Below are 18,630 nucleotides of genomic sequence, written 5' to 3'. Positions count from 1 at the left end.
TACCTGAGGAGGGATCATGATCACGCCCGAGCCTGCGAATACCTTCCAGGGCCTGCCGCTGAGCGCCGAGCAGGATAGCGAGGTGAGGCACTACATCCACATGAGGGAGCGCAATGGCCTCCCATGGGACACACCTGAGCTGCAGGCGATGCTCGCCGACATGCTCGACCCGCCCGAGGCCGACGAGGAAGATCGGCGGTCGCTGTCCGACAGCATGAGCATGGAGCGGGCGGCGGTGGTCCTGGATGGCGGGAAAGACCTCGATAGTGCCGATCCGCAGCCCGACTCCTGACGCTGGACCGCATGAAAGCGCAGGTCTTCAATTGTCGAGACGGGCGCGATGTCCCGACGCCAGCGCTAGTGCAACGGTAAGTTTGCTTCCTGACCCAGTCCCGGCACTCTCGGCCATTACCTCGCCACCATGCAAGGTCGCGATTCTTTCGACCAGCGCCAATCCGATCCCAAGCCCGCCGTCGAAGAACGCCAGATTCTTCTCGGCCGCAGTAAACAGCGCGAACACGTGAGGCAGCAGGGATTGATCCATTCCGGTTCACTTGTCTTCGACCTCGAGCCCAACGCGGCTACCGACCAGGCCGCGGCCGATCCGATCGTCGGCCAGATGCCGGGCCAGGCAGTCATCCTCACAGGTCTGGCTTAGCCTACTCGAGTGGCCGAAACGGCGGTTCTCGACCACGGTCTTGATTTTGTTGGGTGGAATACGCCCTGCAAAGCCGTCTAGACGGGTTCGACTCCCGTCCTCGCCTCCAGAATCCTTCCCGAACGGGCCCTATCAAGGGCCCGTTTTCTTTTATACGTCCCGGTCAGGTAAGAGCGCCGCGCGCGCAAGCCTGGTCAGCAGCTCGGCCATCGCCTTCTGGGTTTCGGTCGCCGGCCGGTGCGCGTGCATTGCCATGTAGAGCCGCGACGCCAGGCGCGGTTCGCTGATGCGGCGCATCGTGTAGCGCTCCGGATGGGCCGCAGTGAGCACCGCATGCCGCGTCAGCACGGCGCACCCGGCGCCATCCGCCACCAGGTCGAGGATCGCGGCGACGCCGTCGATTTCGAGCGCGATGCGCGGAACGATACCCAGGTTGATCAGCTGCCCTTCGACCAGCATCCGGATCGCATTCGGACGGCTCGGGATGATCAGCTCGAGTTGCGCCAGTTCGGCCAATTGCGCCGTCTTTCGCTCGGGGGCGTCTTCGCGGCGCTGGACCAGCAGCAGTTCTTCCTCCAGCAGGGGCGTCAGGCTGATGTCGGGCGAAGGCGAGGCGTTGTGCAGCAGCGCGATATCGAGCCGTCCTGCCACCAGGGCCTGGGCCATCGGCGCCGACAGGCCTTCGGTGATGGACAGCGTCGCCTCCGGCATCCGGCGGCGGAACTCGCGCGACACCGGCACCGTCAGCACCTTGGACACCGTCGGCGGCATCCCGAGCGCCACGCTGCCGGCGAGCGATCCGCGTACCCGTGACAATTCCTCCCGCAGGCGCTCGACCTGGTGCAGCACGCCGCGGCTGTGCTCGAGCAGCACCTTGCCGGCCTCCGTCAGGCTCACCCCGCGCCCGTTGCGCACCAGCAGATGCTGGTGCAGCTCCAGCTCCAACAGGCGGACCTGGCGGCTGAGCGCCGGCTGCGCAATGTCGAGCACCACCGACGCGCGCGAAAAACTGCCGAGTTCCGCGACCCTTACGAAATAACTGAGCTGTTTTAAATCCATATGCGAGTCATCCAAGTTCTAGCTGTAAGCACAGATGATATAGCAAAATTGTATAGCTGCTAGTGTCGCTGCTGCCTAGGCCGCGAAGCATCTCATCGGCAAAATGGTCACATCATGCAGACACCGATTCCCACCCTGTTTATGCGCGGCGGCACCTCGCGTGGGCCCTTCTTCCTCGAATCCGATCTACCGGCCGACACCGCGGAACGTGACCGGGTGCTGCTGGCAATCATGGGCTCGCCCGATCCGCGCCAGATCGATGGCCTGGGCGGGGCCCATCCGCTGACCAGCAAGGTCGGCATCGTGCGCAGAAGCACGGTGCCGGGTGTCGATCTCGACTTCCTGTTCGCCCAGCTGCAGCCGAACAAGGAGGTGGTGGACACGACCCCCAACTGTGGCAACATGCTGGCCGCCGTAGTCCCCTTCGCGCTGGAGCGGGGCATCGCCAGGCCGCAGGGCGAGACGACCACGCTGCGGGTGCTGACGCTCAACACCGACATGCAATGCGATATCACCGTGCAGACGCCGGGCGGGCAGGTGAGCTACGAAGGCGAAGCCCGGATCGACGGCGTTCCAGGAACTTCCGCGCCCATCAAAATCAACTTCCTCGACACCGAAGGCTCGGTCTGTTCCAGCCTGCTGCCGACCGGGAAGGTGCGCGACACCATCGACGGCGTCGAGGTGACCTGCATCGACAATGGCATGCCGCTGGTGCTGCTGCGTGCCGATGCGGTCGGGCGCAGTGGCTACGAGAGTGTCGCTGACTTGAACGGCGATACGGAACTCAAGGCGCGCATCGAGCGTCTGCGGATCGCCTGTGGCCACGCGATGGGCCTGGGCGACGTCACCAGCAAGAACTACCCGAAGATGACCCTGATCGCCACCCCGCGAGAGGGCGGTAGTCTCGCCACGCGCAGCTTCATTCCCCACGTCTGCCACGACGCCATCGGCGTGCTGGCCGCGGTGACCGTCGGCACCGCCTGCGTGCTGCCGGACAGCGTGGCGGACGGCATCGCCATCGTGCCGGACGGTGCGGTCAAGGCGATCTCGGTTGAACATCCGACCGGGGAATTCTCGGTCGAGCTCGAACTTGATCCCCTTGACTCATCGAAGGTCGTGCGCGCGGCCCTGCTGCGCACAGCGCGCCTGATCATGCGCGGTGAGGTCATGGTGCCGGCTGCGGTGTGGCAGCAGCCCTGACGTTAACGCATTCCATCCAACGCAAACACGCTTATCCACTACATGAGCCAAGCACTGATCATCGATATCCACGGCCATTACACGACGGCCCCCAAGTCACTGGAGACCTGGCGCAACCAGCAGATTGCCGGAATCAAGGACCAGTCCGCGATGCCGCGCGTGGCGGATTTGCGCATCAGCGACGACGAGCTGGTTGACACCATCGAGCAGAACCAGTTGCGCCTGATGCGCGAACGCGGCAGCGACCTGACCGTGTTCAGCCCGCGCGCCAGCTTCATGGCGCACCACATCGGCGACTTCAAGGTGTCGTCGACCTGGGCTGCCATCTGCAATGAGCTGTGCTACCGGGTCAGCGAGCTGTTCCCCGACAGCTTCATCCCGGCTGCCATGCTGCCGCAGTCGCCCGGCGTCGACCCCGCCACCTGCATCCCCGAGCTGGAAAAATGCGTCAAGGAGTACGGGGCAGTGGCGATCAACCTGAATCCGGATCCGAGCGGCGGGCACTGGACCTCGCCGCCGCTCACCGACCCGCACTGGTTCCCGATCTACGAAAAGATGGTCGAGTACGACCTCCCGGCGATGATCCACGTGTCGACCAGCTGTAATGCCTGCTTCCACACGACCGGCGCGCACTACATCAACGCCGACACCACCGCCTTCATGCAGTGCCTGTCCGGCGATCTGTTCTCGCGCTTCCCGACCCTCAAGTTCATCATCCCGCACGGCGGCGGCGCCGCACCCTACCACTGGGGGCGCTATCGTGGCCTGGCGCAGGAAATGAAGAAGCCGCTGCTGCAGGACCATCTGCTGAATAACATCTTCTTCGACACCTGTGTCTACCACCAGCCGGGCATCGACCTGCTGACCAAGGTAATCCCGGTCGAGAACGTGCTGTTCGCTTCCGAAATGATCGGCGCCGTCCGCGGCATCGACCCGGAAACCGGCCACTACTACGACGACACCAAGCGCTACATCGAGGCGGCTGCACTCACCGATGAGGAACGCTATCAGATCTTCGAAGGTAACGCGCGCCGGGTGTACCCGCGCCTGGACGCCGCCCTGAAACAGAAAGGACGCTGACCATGACGACTCCCTTCATCAACCAGCTCGGCGTCGTTCGCCGCAACATCGAGCGTGCCGACCGCAGCGCGACCGAGGCGCTCGGCAAACTCGGAAGCGCGACCGTCCACGAAGCGATGGGCCGCGTGGGTCTGCTCAAGCCCTACATGCGTCCGATCTACGCCGACCAGATGGTGTCCGGCAGCGCCGTGACCGTGTTGCTGCACCCCGGCGATAACTGGATGATGCACGTGGTAGCCGAGCAGATCCAGCCGGGCGACATCGTGGTGGCCGCCATCACGGCCGAATGCACGGACGGCTACTTCGGCGACCTGCTGGCGACCAGCTTCATGGCGCGCGGCGCCCGGGCCCTGGTGATCGACGCCGGTGTGCGCGACGTACGGGTGCTCAAGGAGATGGGTTTCCCCGTGTGGAGCAAGTTGATCAGCGCCAAGGGGTGCATCAAGTCGACCCTCGGCTCGGTGAACATCCCGGTGATCTGCGCCGGCGCCCTGGTCAACCCGGGCGACGTGATCGTGGCCGACGACGATGGCGTGGTCGTGGTGCCTGCGGCGGATGCCGTGCGCGTCGCCGAGGTGGCCAGCAAGCGCGAGGCGCTCGAAGAAGAAAAGCGGGCCAAGCTGGCGTCCGGCGTGCTGGGCCTGGATATGTACAACATGCGCGGTCCGCTGGACGCCGCCGGCCTGCGCTACATCGACTGAACCAGACATGAAACAGGACACCATTTTCGAGAAGACGCCCGGTTGGCTGGACTGGTACGCCGGTCCGTCCAGGCCCGCCTACCAGTTGCCGGCTGGCGCGGTCGATGCGCATTGCCACGTGTTCGGGCCGGGCGCCGAATTCCCGTTCGCACCGGAGCGCAAATACACGCCCTGCGACGCCGGCAAGGAACAGCTGTTCGCGCTGCGCGACCACCTGGGCTTTGCCCGCAACGTAATCGTGCAAGCCACCTGCCACGGCGCCGACAACCGCGCCATGGTGGATGCCTGCCTGGCGTCGCAGGGCAGGGCGCGCGGCGTCGCCACGGTGCGCCGTTCGGTCAGCGACCAGGAACTGCAGTCGCTGCATGACGCCGGCGTGCGCGGCGTGCGCTTCAACTTCGTCAAACGCCTGGTTGATTTCACCCCGAAGGACGAGCTGCTGGAGATTGCCGGCCGCGTCGCAAAGCTGGGCTGGCACGTGGTCGTGTACTTCGAGGCCCAGGACCTGCCTGAGCTGTGGGATTTTTTCGGCGCCATCCCGACCACCGTGGTGGTCGACCACATGGGGCGCCCGGACGTGAGCAAGGACATCGACGGGCCCGAATTCGCCCTGTTCCTGAAATTCATGCGCGAGCACCCGAACGTCTGGAGCAAGGTGAGCTGCCCGGAGCGCCTGAGCGTCGCCGGCCCGCGCGCACTCGATGGCGAGCGGATTCCCTACCGCGACGTGATCCCGTTCGCGCGCCGCTTAATCGAATCCTTCCCCGATCGCGTCCTGTGGGGGACCGACTGGCCGCACCCGAACCTGAAGGACCACATGCCCGACGACGGACTGTTGGTGGACATCATCCCCCACATTGCGCCAACATATGCGCACCAACACAAACTGCTGGTGGAGAACCCGATGCGTCTCTACTGGCCCGAGGAGACCGCCAATGGCGCTCGATAAACCCTACCAGGACGTCCCTGGAACCATCGTCTTCGACGCCGAACAGTCACGCAAGGGATACTGGCTGAACCAGTTCTGCATGTCGCTGATGAAGGCCGAGAACCGCGAACGCTTCAAGGCGGACGAGCGGGCTTACCTGGACACCTGGCCGATGACGGAGGAGCAGAAGCAGGCCGTGCTGGCCCGCGACCTGAACTGGTGCATTCGCCTGGGAGGGAATATCTACTTCCTGGCCAAGATCGGCTCCACCGACGGCAAGAGCTTCCAGCAGATGGCCGGTTCGATGACCGGCATGAGCGAGGAAGCCTACCGTAACATGATGATTGGAGGCGGGCGCTCGGTCGAAGGCAACCGCTACCTGGGCGAGGACGGCGATGCCCAACCGCACCGCCAGCCACAAGGAAAGAACTGACATGGCGCGCATCACCGCATCCGTATATACCTCGCACGTGCCGGCCATCGGCGCCGCACTCGATCTCGGCAAGCAGGAAGAGGCCTACTGGCAGCCCCTGTTCGCCGGTTACGAATACTCGAAGCGCTGGATGGAGGAAAACCGCCCCGACGTGGTCTTCCTGGTCTACAACGACCATGCCACCGCCTTCAGTCTCGACATGATTCCGACCTTCGCGATCGGCACTGCCGCCAGCTATGGCATCGCCGACGAAGGCTGGGGGCCGCGCCCAGTGCCACAAGTGGAAGGGCATCCCGAGCTCGCCGCCCACATCGCGCACAGCGTGATCCAGGACGACTTCGACCTCACCATCGTCAACCGCATGGAAGTCGACCATGGGCTAAGCGTGCCGCTGTCGCTGCTGTGCGGCCAGCCGCAGGCCTGGCCCGTCAAGGTCATTCCGCTGGCGGTCAACGTGGTGCATTATCCGGTGCCCTCGGGTCGCCGCTGCTTCGAGCTGGGCAAGGCGATCCGCCGCGCAGTCGAATCCTTCGACGGCGACCTGAAGGTACAGATCTGGGGCACGGGCGGGATGAGCCATCAGCTGCAGGGCGCGCGCGCTGGCCTGATCAACCGCGAATGGGACAATGCCTTCCTCGACAAGCTGATCGCGGACCCGGCGGCCGCTGCGGCCATCCCGCACATCGACTACGTGCGCGAAGCCGGCTCGGAAGGGATCGAACTGGTGATGTGGCTGATCGCGCGCGGCGCGATGGACGACGTCGCCGGCGGTCCCGCACCGGTCCTCAAGCACCGCTTTTACCATGTGCCGGCCTCGAACACGGCGGTCGGCCACCTGATTCTGGAGAACCCATAATGAACACCATCAAGGTCGCGCTGGCCGGCGCCGGCGCTTTCGGCATCAAGCACCTTGACGCCATCGCCCAGATCGACGGCGTGGAAGTCGTCTCGCTCATCAGCCGCGATCTCGCCAAGACCCAGGCCGTGGCCGACAAATACCGCATCAAGCACGTGACGACGGATCTCGACGACGCCCTGGCGCTCCCCGAGGTCGATGCCGTGATCCTGTGCACGCCCACGCAGATGCACGCGGCGCAAGCCATCGCCTGCATGAAGGCGGGCAAGCACGTGCAGGTCGAGATCCCGCTGTGCGATGCGTTCCGCGACGGCGACGAGGTCGTGCGCGTGCAGCGGGAGACCGGCGTAGTCGCCATGTGCGGCCATACCCGCCGCTTCAATCCCAGCCACCAGTGGGTGCACAAGCGCGTTGCTGCCGGCAGGTTCAAGATCCAGCAGATGGACGTGCAGACCTACTTTTTCCGGCGCGCGAACATGAATGCGCTGGGCCAGCCGCGCAGCTGGACCGATCACCTGCTGTGGCACCATGCGGCGCACACGGTCGACCTGTTCGCCTACCAGTGCGGCAGTCCGATCGTGAAGGCGAATGCGATCCAGGGGCCGATCCATCCGGAGCTGGGCATCGCCATGGACATGTCGATCCAACTGAAAGCGGCGAACGGCGCCATCTGCACGCTGTCGCTGTCCTTCAACAACGACGGGCCCCTGGGCACCTTCTTCCGCTACATCGGCGATACCGGCACCTACATTGCCCGCTACGACGACCTGTTCGACGGCAAGGAAGAGAAGATCGACGTCTCCAAGGTTGACGTGTCGATGAACGGCATCGAGCTGCAGGACCGCGAGTTCTTCGCCGCGATCCGCGAGGGCAGGGAGCCGAACGCCTGCGTCGCGCAGGTGCTGCCGTGCTACGCGGTGCTGCATCAGCTGGAACAGCAACTGAACGAGGCATGATGGAACAGCGCGCTCTCGGCAAGTTCCAGGTCGGCGCGATCGGCCTGGGGTGCATGAACCTGTCGCACGCCTATGGCCGGCCGCCGGCGCCGGAAGACGCCGCGCGCCTGCTGCTGCGCGCACTGGACCTGGGCGTCACGCACTTCGACACGGCGGCCCTGTACGGCTTCGGCGCCAACGAGACCCTGGTGGGACAGGTGCTTGCGCCGCTTCGCCAGCGCATTACCCTGGCCAGCAAGTGCGGCATGCAGGGTGTCGCCGGGCCCGATGGCACGAAACGCCGCGTGATCGACGGCCGCCCGGAGACGCTCAGGCAGACCTGCGAGGATGCGCTGCGCCGCTTGCGCACCGACGTGATCGACCTCTACTACCTGCACCGTTGGGACAAGAGCGTTCCCATCGAGGACAGCGTCGGCGCGCTCGCCAGGCTGGTCGAGGAAGGGAAGATCCGCGCCGTCGGGCTGAGCGAGGTATCGAGCGCCACACTGCGCCGGGCGCACGCGGTGCACCCAATCGCCGCCGTGCAGTCGGAGTACTCGCTGTGGACGCGTCACCCGGAACTGGGCGTATTGGAGGCCTGCCGCGACATCGGCGCCGCCTTCGTCGCCTTCAGTCCGCTGGGACGGGGCTTCCTGACGGGCGCCATCCCGGACGCCGGCGTCATGGCGACGCTGCCGGCCAATGACCTGCGCCACGCCATGCCGCGCTTCCAAGGGGAGCATCTTGCGGCCAATCTCGGCTGGCTGCCGGCTTACCTCGCCCTGGCGCGCGAAGCCGGCTGCACGCCGGCTCAGCTGGCGCTGGCCTGGCTGCTGCAGAAGGCGCCGCATATCGTGCCGATCCCGGGCACGACCTCGATCAGTCATCTCGAGGAGAACCTCGATGCGATGGAGGTGAAGCTGGCGCCCGGCCTGGTGGCGCGGCTCGAGGCCTGCGTCAATGAACACACGGTGTCGGGCGCGCGCTATTCCGCCGCGAATCAGGCCGAAATCGATACCGAAAGCTACCCAGACAGCTAGCGGCTTCGCCGCGCGTGCAGCCGCAGCAGGGCGCACAGGTCGGCGAAGTTCAGGCGCGGGTCCAGTCCCTGAACGACACGGATGGTTCGGCCCTGGACCTCGTCGCCGTTGCGGGAATCGTCGAGCAGCTTGTGAACCGGACGGATGACGGCCAGGCTAGCTGCGTGATCGAAGGTGGTCAAGGACACCAGCGGGCTGTCCCCGAAGGTGATCGTCCCGCCCAGCTGAACCAAGGGCGGCAGTTTCCGGTACTGGTCGTAGAGCCAGCGCGCCACTGGCGAGATCCTGCGGAAGTCGTTCGTCAGTTCCGCGACGGACACCTGGAAGCGCCGGTATTCCTCCGCTGGCACGCGCCACACGGGCATTGCAGACTGTTCCAGCACGGTGCGCGCAGCAGCCAGGTCGGTCGACAGGTTATATTCGGTACCGCCTTCGGGCGCGGCCAGGCCGCCGATCCACATAAGCGTCATCCTGTCTGCAATCTTCGGCTCGAGCAGGAGCGCGGCGGCGACGTTGGTCAGCGGGCCGGCGCAGGCCACCATCAAGGGTAGCGGGTCGTCGCGCAGCGCCTCGGCGACGATGGCATGGGCGGCGGCGTTCGCGCGCGGGTCCATGCCGAAGCGCTCGGCGCCAGCCACGATGCGCGGGCGCACCGCGGGCGCGATGCGATCGACCAGCGCGCGGGCGAGGCCGGCGCCGGCGAGCGCCGTGCGCGTCACGTCGAGTCCGGCGGCGCCCGCCAGTTTGGGGTCGAGGGCGCTGCTCGTGACCAGGACCGCGCGGGTCTTCGGCGATAGTAACTGGTGCGCCAGCGCGACCAGTCCGTCCGGGTCGCCGGCGAAATCATTATCGACGATGACGCGCGCGGCGCTGTGCTGAGCCAGCACGCCGGATGGCCGGGCCAAGGCCAGTGCCATGGGAAGTGCCGCCATGCCGCCCAGGAGAGTTCGTCGTTGCATGCTGCCTGCCCTCGTTCGGAGAAAAAAATAGCGCCGGCCGGTCGCTCACCGGCCGGCGCCCAAGCGCCGCTCAGAAGCGGTAGTCGAACGAGACGCCCACGCGGCGGAACGAGTTCTCGCCCAGGCCATACGCAAAACCGGAGCCGGCGCCCTTGCCCGGCAGCGGGTAGATGATCGCGTTCGGCACCCGGGTGTCGTTCAGGTTGCGCCCGTACAGGTTGAGGCTCCACTTGTCGTCGGGCGAGCGCAGCGACAGGCGCAGCGAGGGGATCGTGTGGCCACGGAAGCTGCAATTGATGTCGGTCGAGTTGCAGTAGCGGACGCGGCTCTTGTAGACCATGTCGCCGCCCAGGCGCAGCTCGTAGTCGCCCGGCAGGTCCCAGCTGTAGTCGGCCGAGAAGGTCGCCTTGTTCTTCGGTGAGTACAAGAGGCGCTGACCGCCGACGTTGCTGCTGTCGAAAATGAAGCCGGCCGGATAGGCAGTGTCCAGGATCACGGCCAGGCTCATACCCATCTGCAGCTGGGGCAGGGGACGGGCGCGGATGTCGGCTTCGATGCCCTTGCTGGTGACCTCGGGCACGTTGAGCGGGATGCAGCTCAGCGCGCCGACCGCGGTCAGGGTACAGTTCTGCTCCTGGAAGTCCTTGATCTTGGTGTGGAAGGCGGCCAGGTCGAGGTCCAGCCTGCGCTCGAGGAAGGACAGCTTGGTGCCGACTTCGACGCTGGTCGGGATCTCGGGCTTGACCAGCTTGCCGGCATAGTTGCCGGCCACGGTGGCCGCGGAAACCGGCGAATCGTTGTCGATCTGCGGGCCCTTGTAGCCGCGGCTGAGCGTGGCGTAGACGTTGGCGTCGCGCGAGATCACGTGCTGCAGGCCGAGCTTGCCGGAGAAGTTGGTTTCGCTGGCGTTGCCGCGCGCGGTCTTGATCGTGGCCGGCGCGGCGAAGCTGGCGAAACTCACCAGGCTGCTCTCATGATAGTCGCTCTCCACGCTGTCGCTGGTATAGCGCAGGCCGGCGATCAGGCTGGTGGCATCGCTCAGGCGGAAGGTGGTCTGGCCGAACAGCGCCTTGGTGCTGACGTCCGCATGCTCGGTGGTGGTGGTGGCGATCGAGCGCGGCACCGGCGGCGAGGGCAGGACAGGATTCGGCAGGATGGTGGTGACGGTCTGCTTGTCGTTCTTGGAATCGGCGTAGAACAGGCCGAACACGTATTCGAACTGCTGCTTGGCCGGCGAGGCGATGCGCAGCTCTTGCGAGAACTGCTTGGCGTCCTGGTAAGGGTTCAGGTTGCGCACCTTGTCGTAACCTTCCGACATGTCGATGGTCACGTTGTTCGGACCGACCTTGCGGGTACGGTAGGCGGTGATCGAGGTCAGGGTATTGCCGTTCGCGAGGCTCCAGTCGACCTGGCCGGACAGGCCGCGCACCTTGGCGCGCGTCAGTTCCAGTCCGTCCGAGCAGACCTGGTTGTTGGTGCGCGATACCGTGACGCCGCAGGCGGCGAATTCGGCCGCGGGACGATGGTTGCCGGCGGTGTTGACGGCATTCGCGATTGCCGGCGCGAAGAACACCGCGTGCTCGCTGCGGGTATTCGAGGCTTCTGCGATCAGGTTGACGGCCAGGTCGCTGTTCGGCTTGAGCAGGTAGCGCAGGCGCATGCCGGCATTGTCGGTGACGCTGTCCTTGCCGGTGTGGACGTTGTGCAGGACGCCTTCGGTGCGTTCGGCAATGGCCGATACGCGCAGTGCCGAGATGTCGTTCAGCGGCGCGTTCGCGGTGGCGCGCACGGCGGCGCCGTATTTTCCCTTGTACTCCAGCGACACGTTGCCGCCGCGGTCGCCGATGATCGGCGCCTGGGTCGCCATGTTCAGCACGCCGGCCGAGGCGTTCTTGCCGAACAGGGTGCCCTGCGGTCCGCGCAGCACTTCGACCCGCGCCAGGTCCAGCATCAGGCCGCTGGCGGTCGCTCCCTGCGGCACGCCATCCACCACCACGCCCACCGAGCTCTCGGCCGAAATGGTCATCACGGCGGTGCCGATGCCGCGGATCGAGGCGCTGCCGCCCGGGCCGCTGGTCGAACTCTGGTCGCCGAATTCGAGTGCGGCGGCGGTCTTGGCCAGGTCGCCGATCTCCTTCACCCCGGCTTTCTCGAGCTGGGCCGCGTTGACCACGGTGATCGCCACCGGCACATCCTTGACGTTCTGGCTACGCTTTTGCGCGGTGACGACCACGGTTTCGATTCCCTGCTCGGCCTTCTTGACGGCCGGGGGCGAGGCGCCGCTGGCGTCGGCCTGGGCATAGGCCGGGTTCCAGATGGCGGCCAGGCTCATGCTCAGGACGGTGAGCGGGCCGAGCGCGGATGGGGTGCGCATAGAGGGCATAGAGTCTCCTGTTGTATGCCGGGCCGGTGGGCCGGCTTGTTGTGGTTCGGTCTCGTGAGCATGGGACGGCATGCGGCACCGTCACAGTCGAACCGAGTATAGGCAGGGTCCCCATCTGGACTGAAGTCGTAATCCGTGATACCAGCTATCGCCGCGCCGGGGTGATGATCAATTCGCTGATCAATCAAAAACCGTGATACGTCGTATCGCAACTCTGGCGTTCGGCTCCGGGCTGGCCGCTGCTATCGTTGCCGCAAAACGATAACGGAGACATCCATGCAGATCCAAACCCCAGGCCGCGGGCCGGACAGCCGGCGTGGACGCGCCATTCTCATGCTTTGCCATTTCGTCGGCATGGTCGACCTGATCGCCCTCCCGGTCTGGGTCGGGGCCCTGGTCCAGCACTACGGATTCGACCTCGAACACGCCGGGATGACCGTCACCGCTTTCCTGCTGGGCGCCGTGGGCGCCAGCCTGTTTGCCGCGCCGCGTTTCAACCGCCTGCCGCGGACCGCCTGCGTGGCGGGCGGCTACGGCATCGCGGCGCTTGCCTTCCTGCTGGCTTCGCGCACCACCGGATTCGGCCCCCTGGCTGCCCTGCACCTGGCGGCGGGCCTGGCCACCGGCACCGCACTCTCGGTCACGCACGGCACCATCGGCCGCAGCGCCAGGCCGCACCGGCTGTTCGCCATCGTCGGCACCGGACTGGGCATCGGCGCCGTGGCCTTCTATGCAGCGGTCCCGCCGGCCGTCGCCGCGCACGGCGGCCCCACATTGTTTACCGTATTCGGCGGCCTGATGGCCCTCGCTGCGCTGGCCGCCACCGCGTTCCCGAAGGTGGCCTCCGAGCAGGAGGGGCGCGAAAGCTCCGGGCCGCTGCCGCGCGCAGCCTGGTTCGCGATCCTCGGCGTTAGCCTGATGGCGCTGAACCAGGCCCTGACCTACAGCATGCTGGACCGCATCGGGATCATGCGCGGCTTCGGCCAGGAGCGCGTCAATGCGCTGCTGGTGGTGTGCGGCCTGGTCAACCTGCTGCCGGCCGCCGTCGCCGGCCTGCTGGAGAAGCGCCTGGACCCGGTGCGCGTGGCCCTGGTGGCGGCGCCCCTGCAGGCGGCGCTGGCGGTGACGATCGCGCTGGCGACCGGGTATGCCCAGTACGCGCTGGCCGCCAGCGTGTACGCGGCGGTCCTGATCTTCATGCACACCTTCCTGTTCGGCCTGATCGCGCGCCTCGATCCGAGCGGCCGTGCACTGGCCTCGACCCCGGCCATGATGATGACCGGCTCGGCGATCGGGCCGGCGCTGGCCGGCGCGGTGGTGATGCGCTTCGGCTTCGGCGGCCAGGCCGCGCTGGCGCTGGCCGTGGGCGCCTGCGCGACGCTGTGCTTCGCCCTGGTGGCGCGGCGCGGCCGCGGATCCGCGCCCGTGGCTGCGGCCGCCGAATGATTTTTGTTGATTGGTAGTGGAGATTCCCATGAATGAACATCACGGCCTGAAGCTGGCCGAGGCCAATGCCATCCTGGCGGCGGCGCTGGCGGCGGCGCGCGCCGCCGGCATGCCGCCGGTGGCGGTGGCGGTGCTGGACGCCGCCGGCCATCCGGTCGCGCTGCAGCGCGAAGACGGCGCCAGCATGCTGCGCGTCGACATCGCCCTGGGCAAGGCCTGGGCCGCGGCCGGCATGGGCGTGGCCAGCGGCGTGCTGCACAAGCGCGCCCAGGACAACCCGGTCTTCTTCAACGCCTTGGCGTCCAGCAGCGGCGGGCGCTTTATCCCGCAGGCCGGCGCGGTGGCGATCCGCAGCCAGGACGGGCGTGTGGTCGGCGCTGTCGGCGCTAGCGGCGGCAGCGGCGCCGAAGACGAAGCCATTTGCGCGGCGGGCGTGGCGGCCGCCGGACTGGTGGCGGGATGAGTGCGGCGCACCTGCACCGCCCCGGCTGCGCCTGCGGCATCGACGTGCACGCGCACGTGATTCCGCACGACTTTCCACGCTACCTCGGCAATGTCGTGCCGGCCGACTGGCCGTCGATGGCGCCGGCCCACGCCTGCCACCGCCACGTGATGATCTCGGGGAAGGTCTACCGCACCGTGTCGGAACGGGCGTGGAGCCCGAGCCGCCGTATCGAGGACATGGAACCGATGGGCCTGTCCCACCAGGCGATCTCGCCGATGCCCGAGCTGCTGTCCTACTGGATGGAGGCGCCGGCGGCCAGCCAGCTGCTGCGCTACGTGAACGAGCAGATCGCGGAAATGGCCGCGCTCTCCGGCGGGCGCCTGCTGGGCATGGGGGCGGTACCGCTGCAGGACATCGACCTGGCGCTGGCCGAACTGGACTACGTCAGCGACAAGCTGGGTTTTCGCGCCATCGAGATCGGCAGCAATGTCAATGGCAAGCCGCCCGGCGCGCCCGAATTCGCTCCCTTCTTCGAAGCCTGCGCCGACAAGGGCGTGGCGGTGTTCGTGCATGCGCTCAAGCCGGCCGGCGTCGAGCGTCTGGTCGGCCCGTCCAAGCTGCTGCCGGCCCTGGCCTATCCGACCGAGGTCGGCCTGGCGGCCGCCTCGGTGCTGACCGCCAACCTGGTGTCACGCTACCCCCGTTTGAGAATCGCCTTCAGCCATGGCGGCGGCACCCTTGCCATGCTGCTGCCGCGCCTGGAGCAGGCGCGCAAGGTGTTCCCGGACCTGTTGGACGCGATGCCGGTCGGGCCGGCCGAACAGGCGCGCAGCCTGTACTACGACACCCTGGTGTTCGACGCCGCCACGCTGAACCACCTGCTGGCGAGCTTCGGCGCGGACGGGCTGATGATCGGCACCGACTATCCCTTCGCCTTCCATGACGCGCAGCCGGTGGCGAGCATCGCCGCGGCCATCAAGGACCCCGACGTGCGCGCGCGCCTCGCCACCCTCAACGCGGAGCGCTTCCTCGGCATCGACCCGGGCGCGCCCCAACACAACGTACGATAAGGAGTTTACATGCCTGCATCCCCAGCCGGCCAGTTGCGCAGCATCGCCATCGGGGTCACCGACCTCGAGTCCGCCGAGCGCTTCTACACCAGTACCTGGCGCCTCGAAGCCGTGGCGCGCAGCGCCGATGCGGTCTACCTGCGCGGCGGCGGCGGCTTCCACCACATCCTCGCGCTGCACCGTTCGCGCCAGCCGGAGGTGCGCAATGTCACCTTCAGCGTGGCGAGCGAGGCCGACCTGGACGCCATCGCCGCGCGCGCAGTGGGCGCGGGAGGACGCCTGCTGGCGACGAAGCACGAGGTGGTCGAACCGGGCGGCGGCGTCGCCGTCACGGTCCAGGATCCGCAGGGACGGGTCCTGCGCTTCGTGCATGGCGACCAGCGCCTGGCGCCGCAGGCGGACAGCGATGCGCCGTCGCGCATCACCCACGTGGTGTTCAACAGCGCCGACGTGGCGCTGGCCCAGCGCTTCTTCGAGGAGGGCCTGGGCTTCCAGCTGTCCGACCGCACCAGAATCATGGCCTTCATGCGCTGTAACAGCGACCACCACAGCATCGCACTGGCCGACAGCGACGCCGACACCCTGAACCACGTGGCATTCGTGATGCCCGACCTGGACGCGGTGATGCGCGGCGCCGGCCGCATGAGCGACGCCGGCTGGCCGATCGAATGGGGCGTGGGCCGCCATGGCCCGGGCAACAACGTGTTCTCGTATTTCGTCGGCCCGGACGATTTCGTCATCGAGTACACCGCCGACGTGCTGCAGGTCGACGACAGCTACCGGGTGGGCGGCCCGTCCGACTGGACCTGGCCGCCGGGCCGCTTCGACCAGTGGGGGGTGTCCAAGCCGCCGTCCGAGCGCATCAAGCAGGCGCAGAAAAAGATCCGTTTCGCCGATTACCAGGCATAAGCAAAGGAGCATCCCTTGAAATTCGTAAGCTATCGCAGCGGCGCCGCCGCCCGCCTCGCCGTCCTCGACGGCGAGCACGTCATCGACCTGAACCGCCTCCTGCCGGAGGTCCCGGCCGACGCGCGCCAGGCCCTGTTGGCCGGCATCGACCTGGCGGCCGCCGGGCGCCGCGCCATCGAACTGGCCGGCCCGGCCGATCGCCAGGCGCTCGATGGCCTGGCGCTGGCGCCGGTGGTTCCCGAGCCGGGCAAGACCGTCTGCCTGGGACTGAATTATTACGACCATGCGGCCGAAAGCGGCCGCGACAAGCCGGTCTACCCCTGGTTCTTCCTGCGCGCCACCACCTCGCTGCTGGCCCATGGCGAGCCAGCCCCGCGCCCCGTGGTCTCGGAAAAATTCGATTACGAGGCCGAGCTGGCAGTGGTGATCGGCAAGCGCGCCCGCCATGTGAAAGAGGAAGATGCGCTGGACTATGTGTTTGGCTACGCCTGCTTCAACGACATGTCGGTGCGCGACTACCAGAAACGCACGCCCCAATGGACGATCGGCAAGAACTTCGACCGCAGCGGCGCCTTCGGCCCGGTGCTGGTGACCAGCGACGCGCTGCCGGCGGGCGGCGCCGGCCTGCGCATCCAGTCGCGCCTGAACGGCCAGGTGATGCAGGACGCGAACACCGCCGACATGATCTGGAACGTGGCCGAGACCATCGCGCTGCTGTCGGAATGCCTGACCCTGGAGCCGGGCGACGTGATTGCGATGGGTACCCCGGCCGGGGTCGGCCAGTCGCGCGTGCCGCCGGTCTGGATGAAGCATGGCGACACGATCGAGGTCGAGATCGAGGGGGTCGGCCTCCTGGTCAACCGCATCGAAGACGAAGCGCAGTCATGAACGCCCAGGCCCAGCAACTCGACGGCGGCAGCTTCGACGTGGTCGTGGTGGGCTTCGGCCCGTCCGGTGCGGTGGCCGCCGCGCTGCTCGGCCAGGCCGGCGTGCGCACCCTGGTGGTCGACCGGACCAGCGAGGTCTACCCGAAGCCGCGCGCGATCGCGCTCGACCACGAGATCATGCGGGTGTTCCAGAACCTGGGGCTGGACAAGGCGATCGCGCCTTACTGCGAACCGTTCACCCCATCGGAGTACTACGGCGCCGACGGCCGCCTGATCAAGCGCCTGGCGACCGTCGAGCCGCCTTACCCGCTTGGCCATACGCCATCGATGGTGTTCACCCAGCCGCCGGTCGAGCAGGTGCTGCGCCGCCACGTGCAGTCGCTGCCCTTCGTGCGGGTGGAACTGGGCCAGCGCTTCACCGGCGTCGAGCAGGACGAGGACGGGGCCACCGTCCACCTCGAAGACGCGGAAGGGCGCCGCAGCGCCGTGCGCGCGCGCTGGGTGATCGGCTGCGACGGCGCTTCCAGCGCGGTGCGCGAGGCGGTCGGGATCACGCTCGAGGACCTGGAATTCGACGAGCCCTGGCTGGTGGTCGACGTGCAGGTCAACGAGCGTGGGCTGGCCAAGCTGCCCGCGACTTCGGTGCAGTACTGCGAGCCGGAGCGTCCGTGCACCTACGTGATCGGCCCGGGGATGCACCGGCGCTGGGAGATCTCGCTGCTGCCGGGCGAGGACCCGGCCTTCATGGCGACCGAGGAGGGCGCCTGGAGCGTCCTGAAGCGCTGGATCGGTCCCGAGGACGCCAACCTGTGGCGTCAGGCCAGCTACCGCTTCCACGCGCTGGTGGCGCGCGAGTGGCGCGTCGGCAAGGTGTTCATCGCCGGCGACGCCGCGCACCAGCAGCCGCCTTTCCTGGGGCAGGGCATGTGCCAGGGCGTGCGCGACGTTGCCAACTTGGCCTGGAAGCTGCGCGCCGTGCTCGAGGACAGCGTCACCGGGGCGGCGGCGGAAAGCCTGCTCGACAGCTATGCCGAGGAGCGGCGCGAACACGTGCGCCGCCTGACCACGCGCATCAAGGAAATCGGCGCCGTGATCTGCGAGCGCGACACGGACGCCGCGCTGCGCCGCGACGCCGCCCTCATCGAGGCGGCGGGCGGCCAGATCAGGACTGTACCGCGCCAGGATATCATTCCCCCGCTGGCCGGCGGCCTGCTGGCGCCGGGCCAGGCGGCATCGAGCGGCGCCGGCACCCTGTTCCCGCAGCCGCGCGTCAGCGGTCCCACCGGCCCGGTGCTGCTGGACGAACTGACCGGGAATGGCTGGCGCATCGTGACCAGCGTGCGCTTCGACCTGCTGCCGGCCGGGCTGCCGCCGCTGGCCGAGCGCCTCGGCATGCTGGTGTGCATTCCGGCCGACACCTGCACCTTCTCGAGCGGCCCGCACCGGATGCAGGCGAACGAACTGGAAGGGGTGCTGCAAGCCTGGTTTGCACGCCACGGCTGCTGCGCGGCGCTGGTGCGGCCCGACCACTACGTCTATGGTACTGCCACCAGCAGTGCCGAACTGTACGACCTGGCAGTGTCCCTCGCTTGCCGCCTCGAGCAAACGGCGCACCCATAACAACACAATCACGGAGACGAC

The 18,630-nt window shown here is 67.3% G+C and carries 20 protein-coding genes; 16 read left to right on the top strand and 4 right to left on the bottom strand.

Annotated features, from left to right (window positions below):
• The first annotated feature begins 16 nt into the window (after positions 1-16).
• Positions 17-292, top strand: a complete 276-nt coding sequence (locus tag GV068_RS11645) for a hypothetical protein (RefSeq protein ID WP_159697555.1) — start codon at positions 17-19, stop codon at positions 290-292.
• A 27-nt stretch (positions 293-319) separates the two neighbouring features.
• Here the strand turns inward: GV068_RS11645 and GV068_RS11640 are convergent, their stop codons facing one another.
• Entirely contained in the window at positions 320-487 is a 168-nt protein-coding gene (locus GV068_RS11640; RefSeq protein ID WP_229464552.1) for a hypothetical protein, read from the bottom strand.
• Between GV068_RS11640 and GV068_RS25200 the strand changes: the two genes are divergently transcribed.
• Entirely contained in the window at positions 422-658 is a 237-nt protein-coding gene (locus tag GV068_RS25200) for a hypothetical protein (RefSeq protein WP_229464610.1), read from the top strand. The genes GV068_RS11640 and GV068_RS25200 overlap by 66 nt on opposite strands.
• 150 nt (positions 659-808) lie before the next feature.
• On the opposite strand, the gene GV068_RS11635 is transcribed toward GV068_RS25200, so the two are convergent.
• On the bottom strand, positions 809-1,717 hold the full coding sequence (locus tag GV068_RS11635; protein WP_159697551.1) for a LysR substrate-binding domain-containing protein: 909 nt from the start codon (positions 1,715-1,717) through the stop codon (positions 809-811).
• 114 nt (positions 1,718-1,831) lie between these two features.
• Here GV068_RS11635 and GV068_RS11630 point away from each other — a divergent pair, with 114 nt between their 5' ends.
• From GV068_RS11630 to GV068_RS11595, 8 genes are read left to right on the top strand one after another with little or no spacing between them, the layout of a single operon-like run.
• A complete protein-coding gene (locus GV068_RS11630) occupies positions 1,832-2,917 on the top strand; it encodes a 4-oxalomesaconate tautomerase (protein WP_159697549.1) in 1,086 nt (361 codons plus the stop codon).
• Between the two features lie 54 nt (positions 2,918-2,971).
• Positions 2,972-3,997 carry an amidohydrolase family protein gene (locus GV068_RS11625; RefSeq protein WP_159704945.1) on the top strand — a complete coding sequence of 342 codons (1,026 nt, stop codon included), beginning with the start codon at positions 2,972-2,974 and terminating at the stop codon, positions 3,995-3,997.
• A gap of 17 nt (positions 3,998-4,014) precedes the next feature.
• Complete coding sequence (ligK, locus tag GV068_RS11620; protein WP_159704942.1) at positions 4,015-4,698, top strand: 4-carboxy-4-hydroxy-2-oxoadipate aldolase/oxaloacetate decarboxylase; 684 nt, start codon at positions 4,015-4,017, stop codon at positions 4,696-4,698.
• A gap of 7 nt (positions 4,699-4,705) precedes the next feature.
• Positions 4,706-5,647, top strand: a complete 942-nt coding sequence (locus GV068_RS11615; protein WP_159697547.1) for an amidohydrolase family protein — start codon at positions 4,706-4,708, stop codon at positions 5,645-5,647.
• Entirely contained in the window at positions 5,634-6,059 is a 426-nt protein-coding gene (ligA, locus tag GV068_RS11610) for a protocatechuate 4,5-dioxygenase subunit alpha (protein ID WP_159697545.1), read from the top strand. The genes GV068_RS11615 and ligA overlap by 14 nt, the downstream gene beginning before the upstream one ends.
• Before the next feature lies 1 nt (position 6,060).
• Positions 6,061-6,915: a class III extradiol dioxygenase subunit beta gene (locus tag GV068_RS11605; RefSeq protein ID WP_159704939.1), complete on the top strand. Its 855-nt coding sequence runs from the start codon at positions 6,061-6,063 to the stop codon at positions 6,913-6,915.
• Positions 6,915-7,871: a Gfo/Idh/MocA family oxidoreductase gene (locus GV068_RS11600; RefSeq protein ID WP_373888413.1), complete on the top strand. Its 957-nt coding sequence runs from the start codon at positions 6,915-6,917 to the stop codon at positions 7,869-7,871. The genes GV068_RS11605 and GV068_RS11600 overlap by 1 nt, the downstream gene beginning before the upstream one ends.
• Entirely contained in the window at positions 7,871-8,890 is a 1,020-nt protein-coding gene (locus GV068_RS11595) for an aldo/keto reductase (RefSeq protein WP_159704933.1), read from the top strand. The genes GV068_RS11600 and GV068_RS11595 overlap by 1 nt, the downstream gene beginning before the upstream one ends.
• Here GV068_RS11595 and GV068_RS11590 read toward each other — a convergent pair.
• Positions 8,887-9,807 (bottom strand): nucleoside hydrolase, encoded by a 921-nt coding sequence (locus GV068_RS11590; RefSeq protein ID WP_229464092.1) that lies wholly within the window; start codon positions 9,805-9,807, stop codon positions 8,887-8,889. The genes GV068_RS11595 and GV068_RS11590 overlap by 4 nt on opposite strands.
• A gap of 112 nt (positions 9,808-9,919) precedes the next feature.
• A complete protein-coding gene (locus tag GV068_RS11585; protein ID WP_229464090.1) occupies positions 9,920-12,223 on the bottom strand; it encodes a TonB-dependent receptor in 2,304 nt (767 codons plus the stop codon).
• 285 nt (positions 12,224-12,508) lie between these two features.
• Here GV068_RS11585 and GV068_RS11580 point away from each other — a divergent pair, with 285 nt between their 5' ends.
• From GV068_RS11580 to GV068_RS11555, 6 genes are read left to right on the top strand one after another with little or no spacing between them, the layout of a single operon-like run.
• Entirely contained in the window at positions 12,509-13,678 is a 1,170-nt protein-coding gene (locus GV068_RS11580) for an MFS transporter (RefSeq protein ID WP_159697539.1), read from the top strand.
• A gap of 28 nt (positions 13,679-13,706) precedes the next feature.
• Complete coding sequence (locus GV068_RS11575) at positions 13,707-14,141, top strand: heme-binding protein (protein ID WP_159697537.1); 435 nt, start codon at positions 13,707-13,709, stop codon at positions 14,139-14,141.
• Positions 14,138-15,193 (top strand): amidohydrolase family protein, encoded by a 1,056-nt coding sequence (locus tag GV068_RS11570; RefSeq protein WP_159697535.1) that lies wholly within the window; start codon positions 14,138-14,140, stop codon positions 15,191-15,193. The genes GV068_RS11575 and GV068_RS11570 overlap by 4 nt, the downstream gene beginning before the upstream one ends.
• Before the next feature lie 9 nt (positions 15,194-15,202).
• Positions 15,203-16,102, top strand: a complete 900-nt coding sequence (locus tag GV068_RS11565; protein ID WP_159697533.1) for a VOC family protein — start codon at positions 15,203-15,205, stop codon at positions 16,100-16,102.
• Positions 16,103-16,117: 15 nt separating this feature from the next.
• A complete protein-coding gene (locus tag GV068_RS11560) occupies positions 16,118-16,990 on the top strand; it encodes a fumarylacetoacetate hydrolase family protein (protein WP_159697531.1) in 873 nt (290 codons plus the stop codon).
• Positions 16,987-18,609 carry a bifunctional 3-(3-hydroxy-phenyl)propionate/3-hydroxycinnamic acid hydroxylase gene (locus tag GV068_RS11555; protein ID WP_159697529.1) on the top strand — a complete coding sequence of 541 codons (1,623 nt, stop codon included), beginning with the start codon at positions 16,987-16,989 and terminating at the stop codon, positions 18,607-18,609. Before GV068_RS11560 ends, GV068_RS11555 begins: the two co-directional genes overlap by 4 nt.
• Positions 18,610-18,630: the final 21 nt, after the last annotated feature.

Origin of the sequence: Massilia sp. 9I (assembly GCF_902506415.1) — a bacterium.
Lineage (GTDB): Bacteria > Pseudomonadota > Gammaproteobacteria > Burkholderiales > Burkholderiaceae_D > Telluria.
This window is presented reverse-complemented; position numbering and strand designations above follow the sequence as displayed.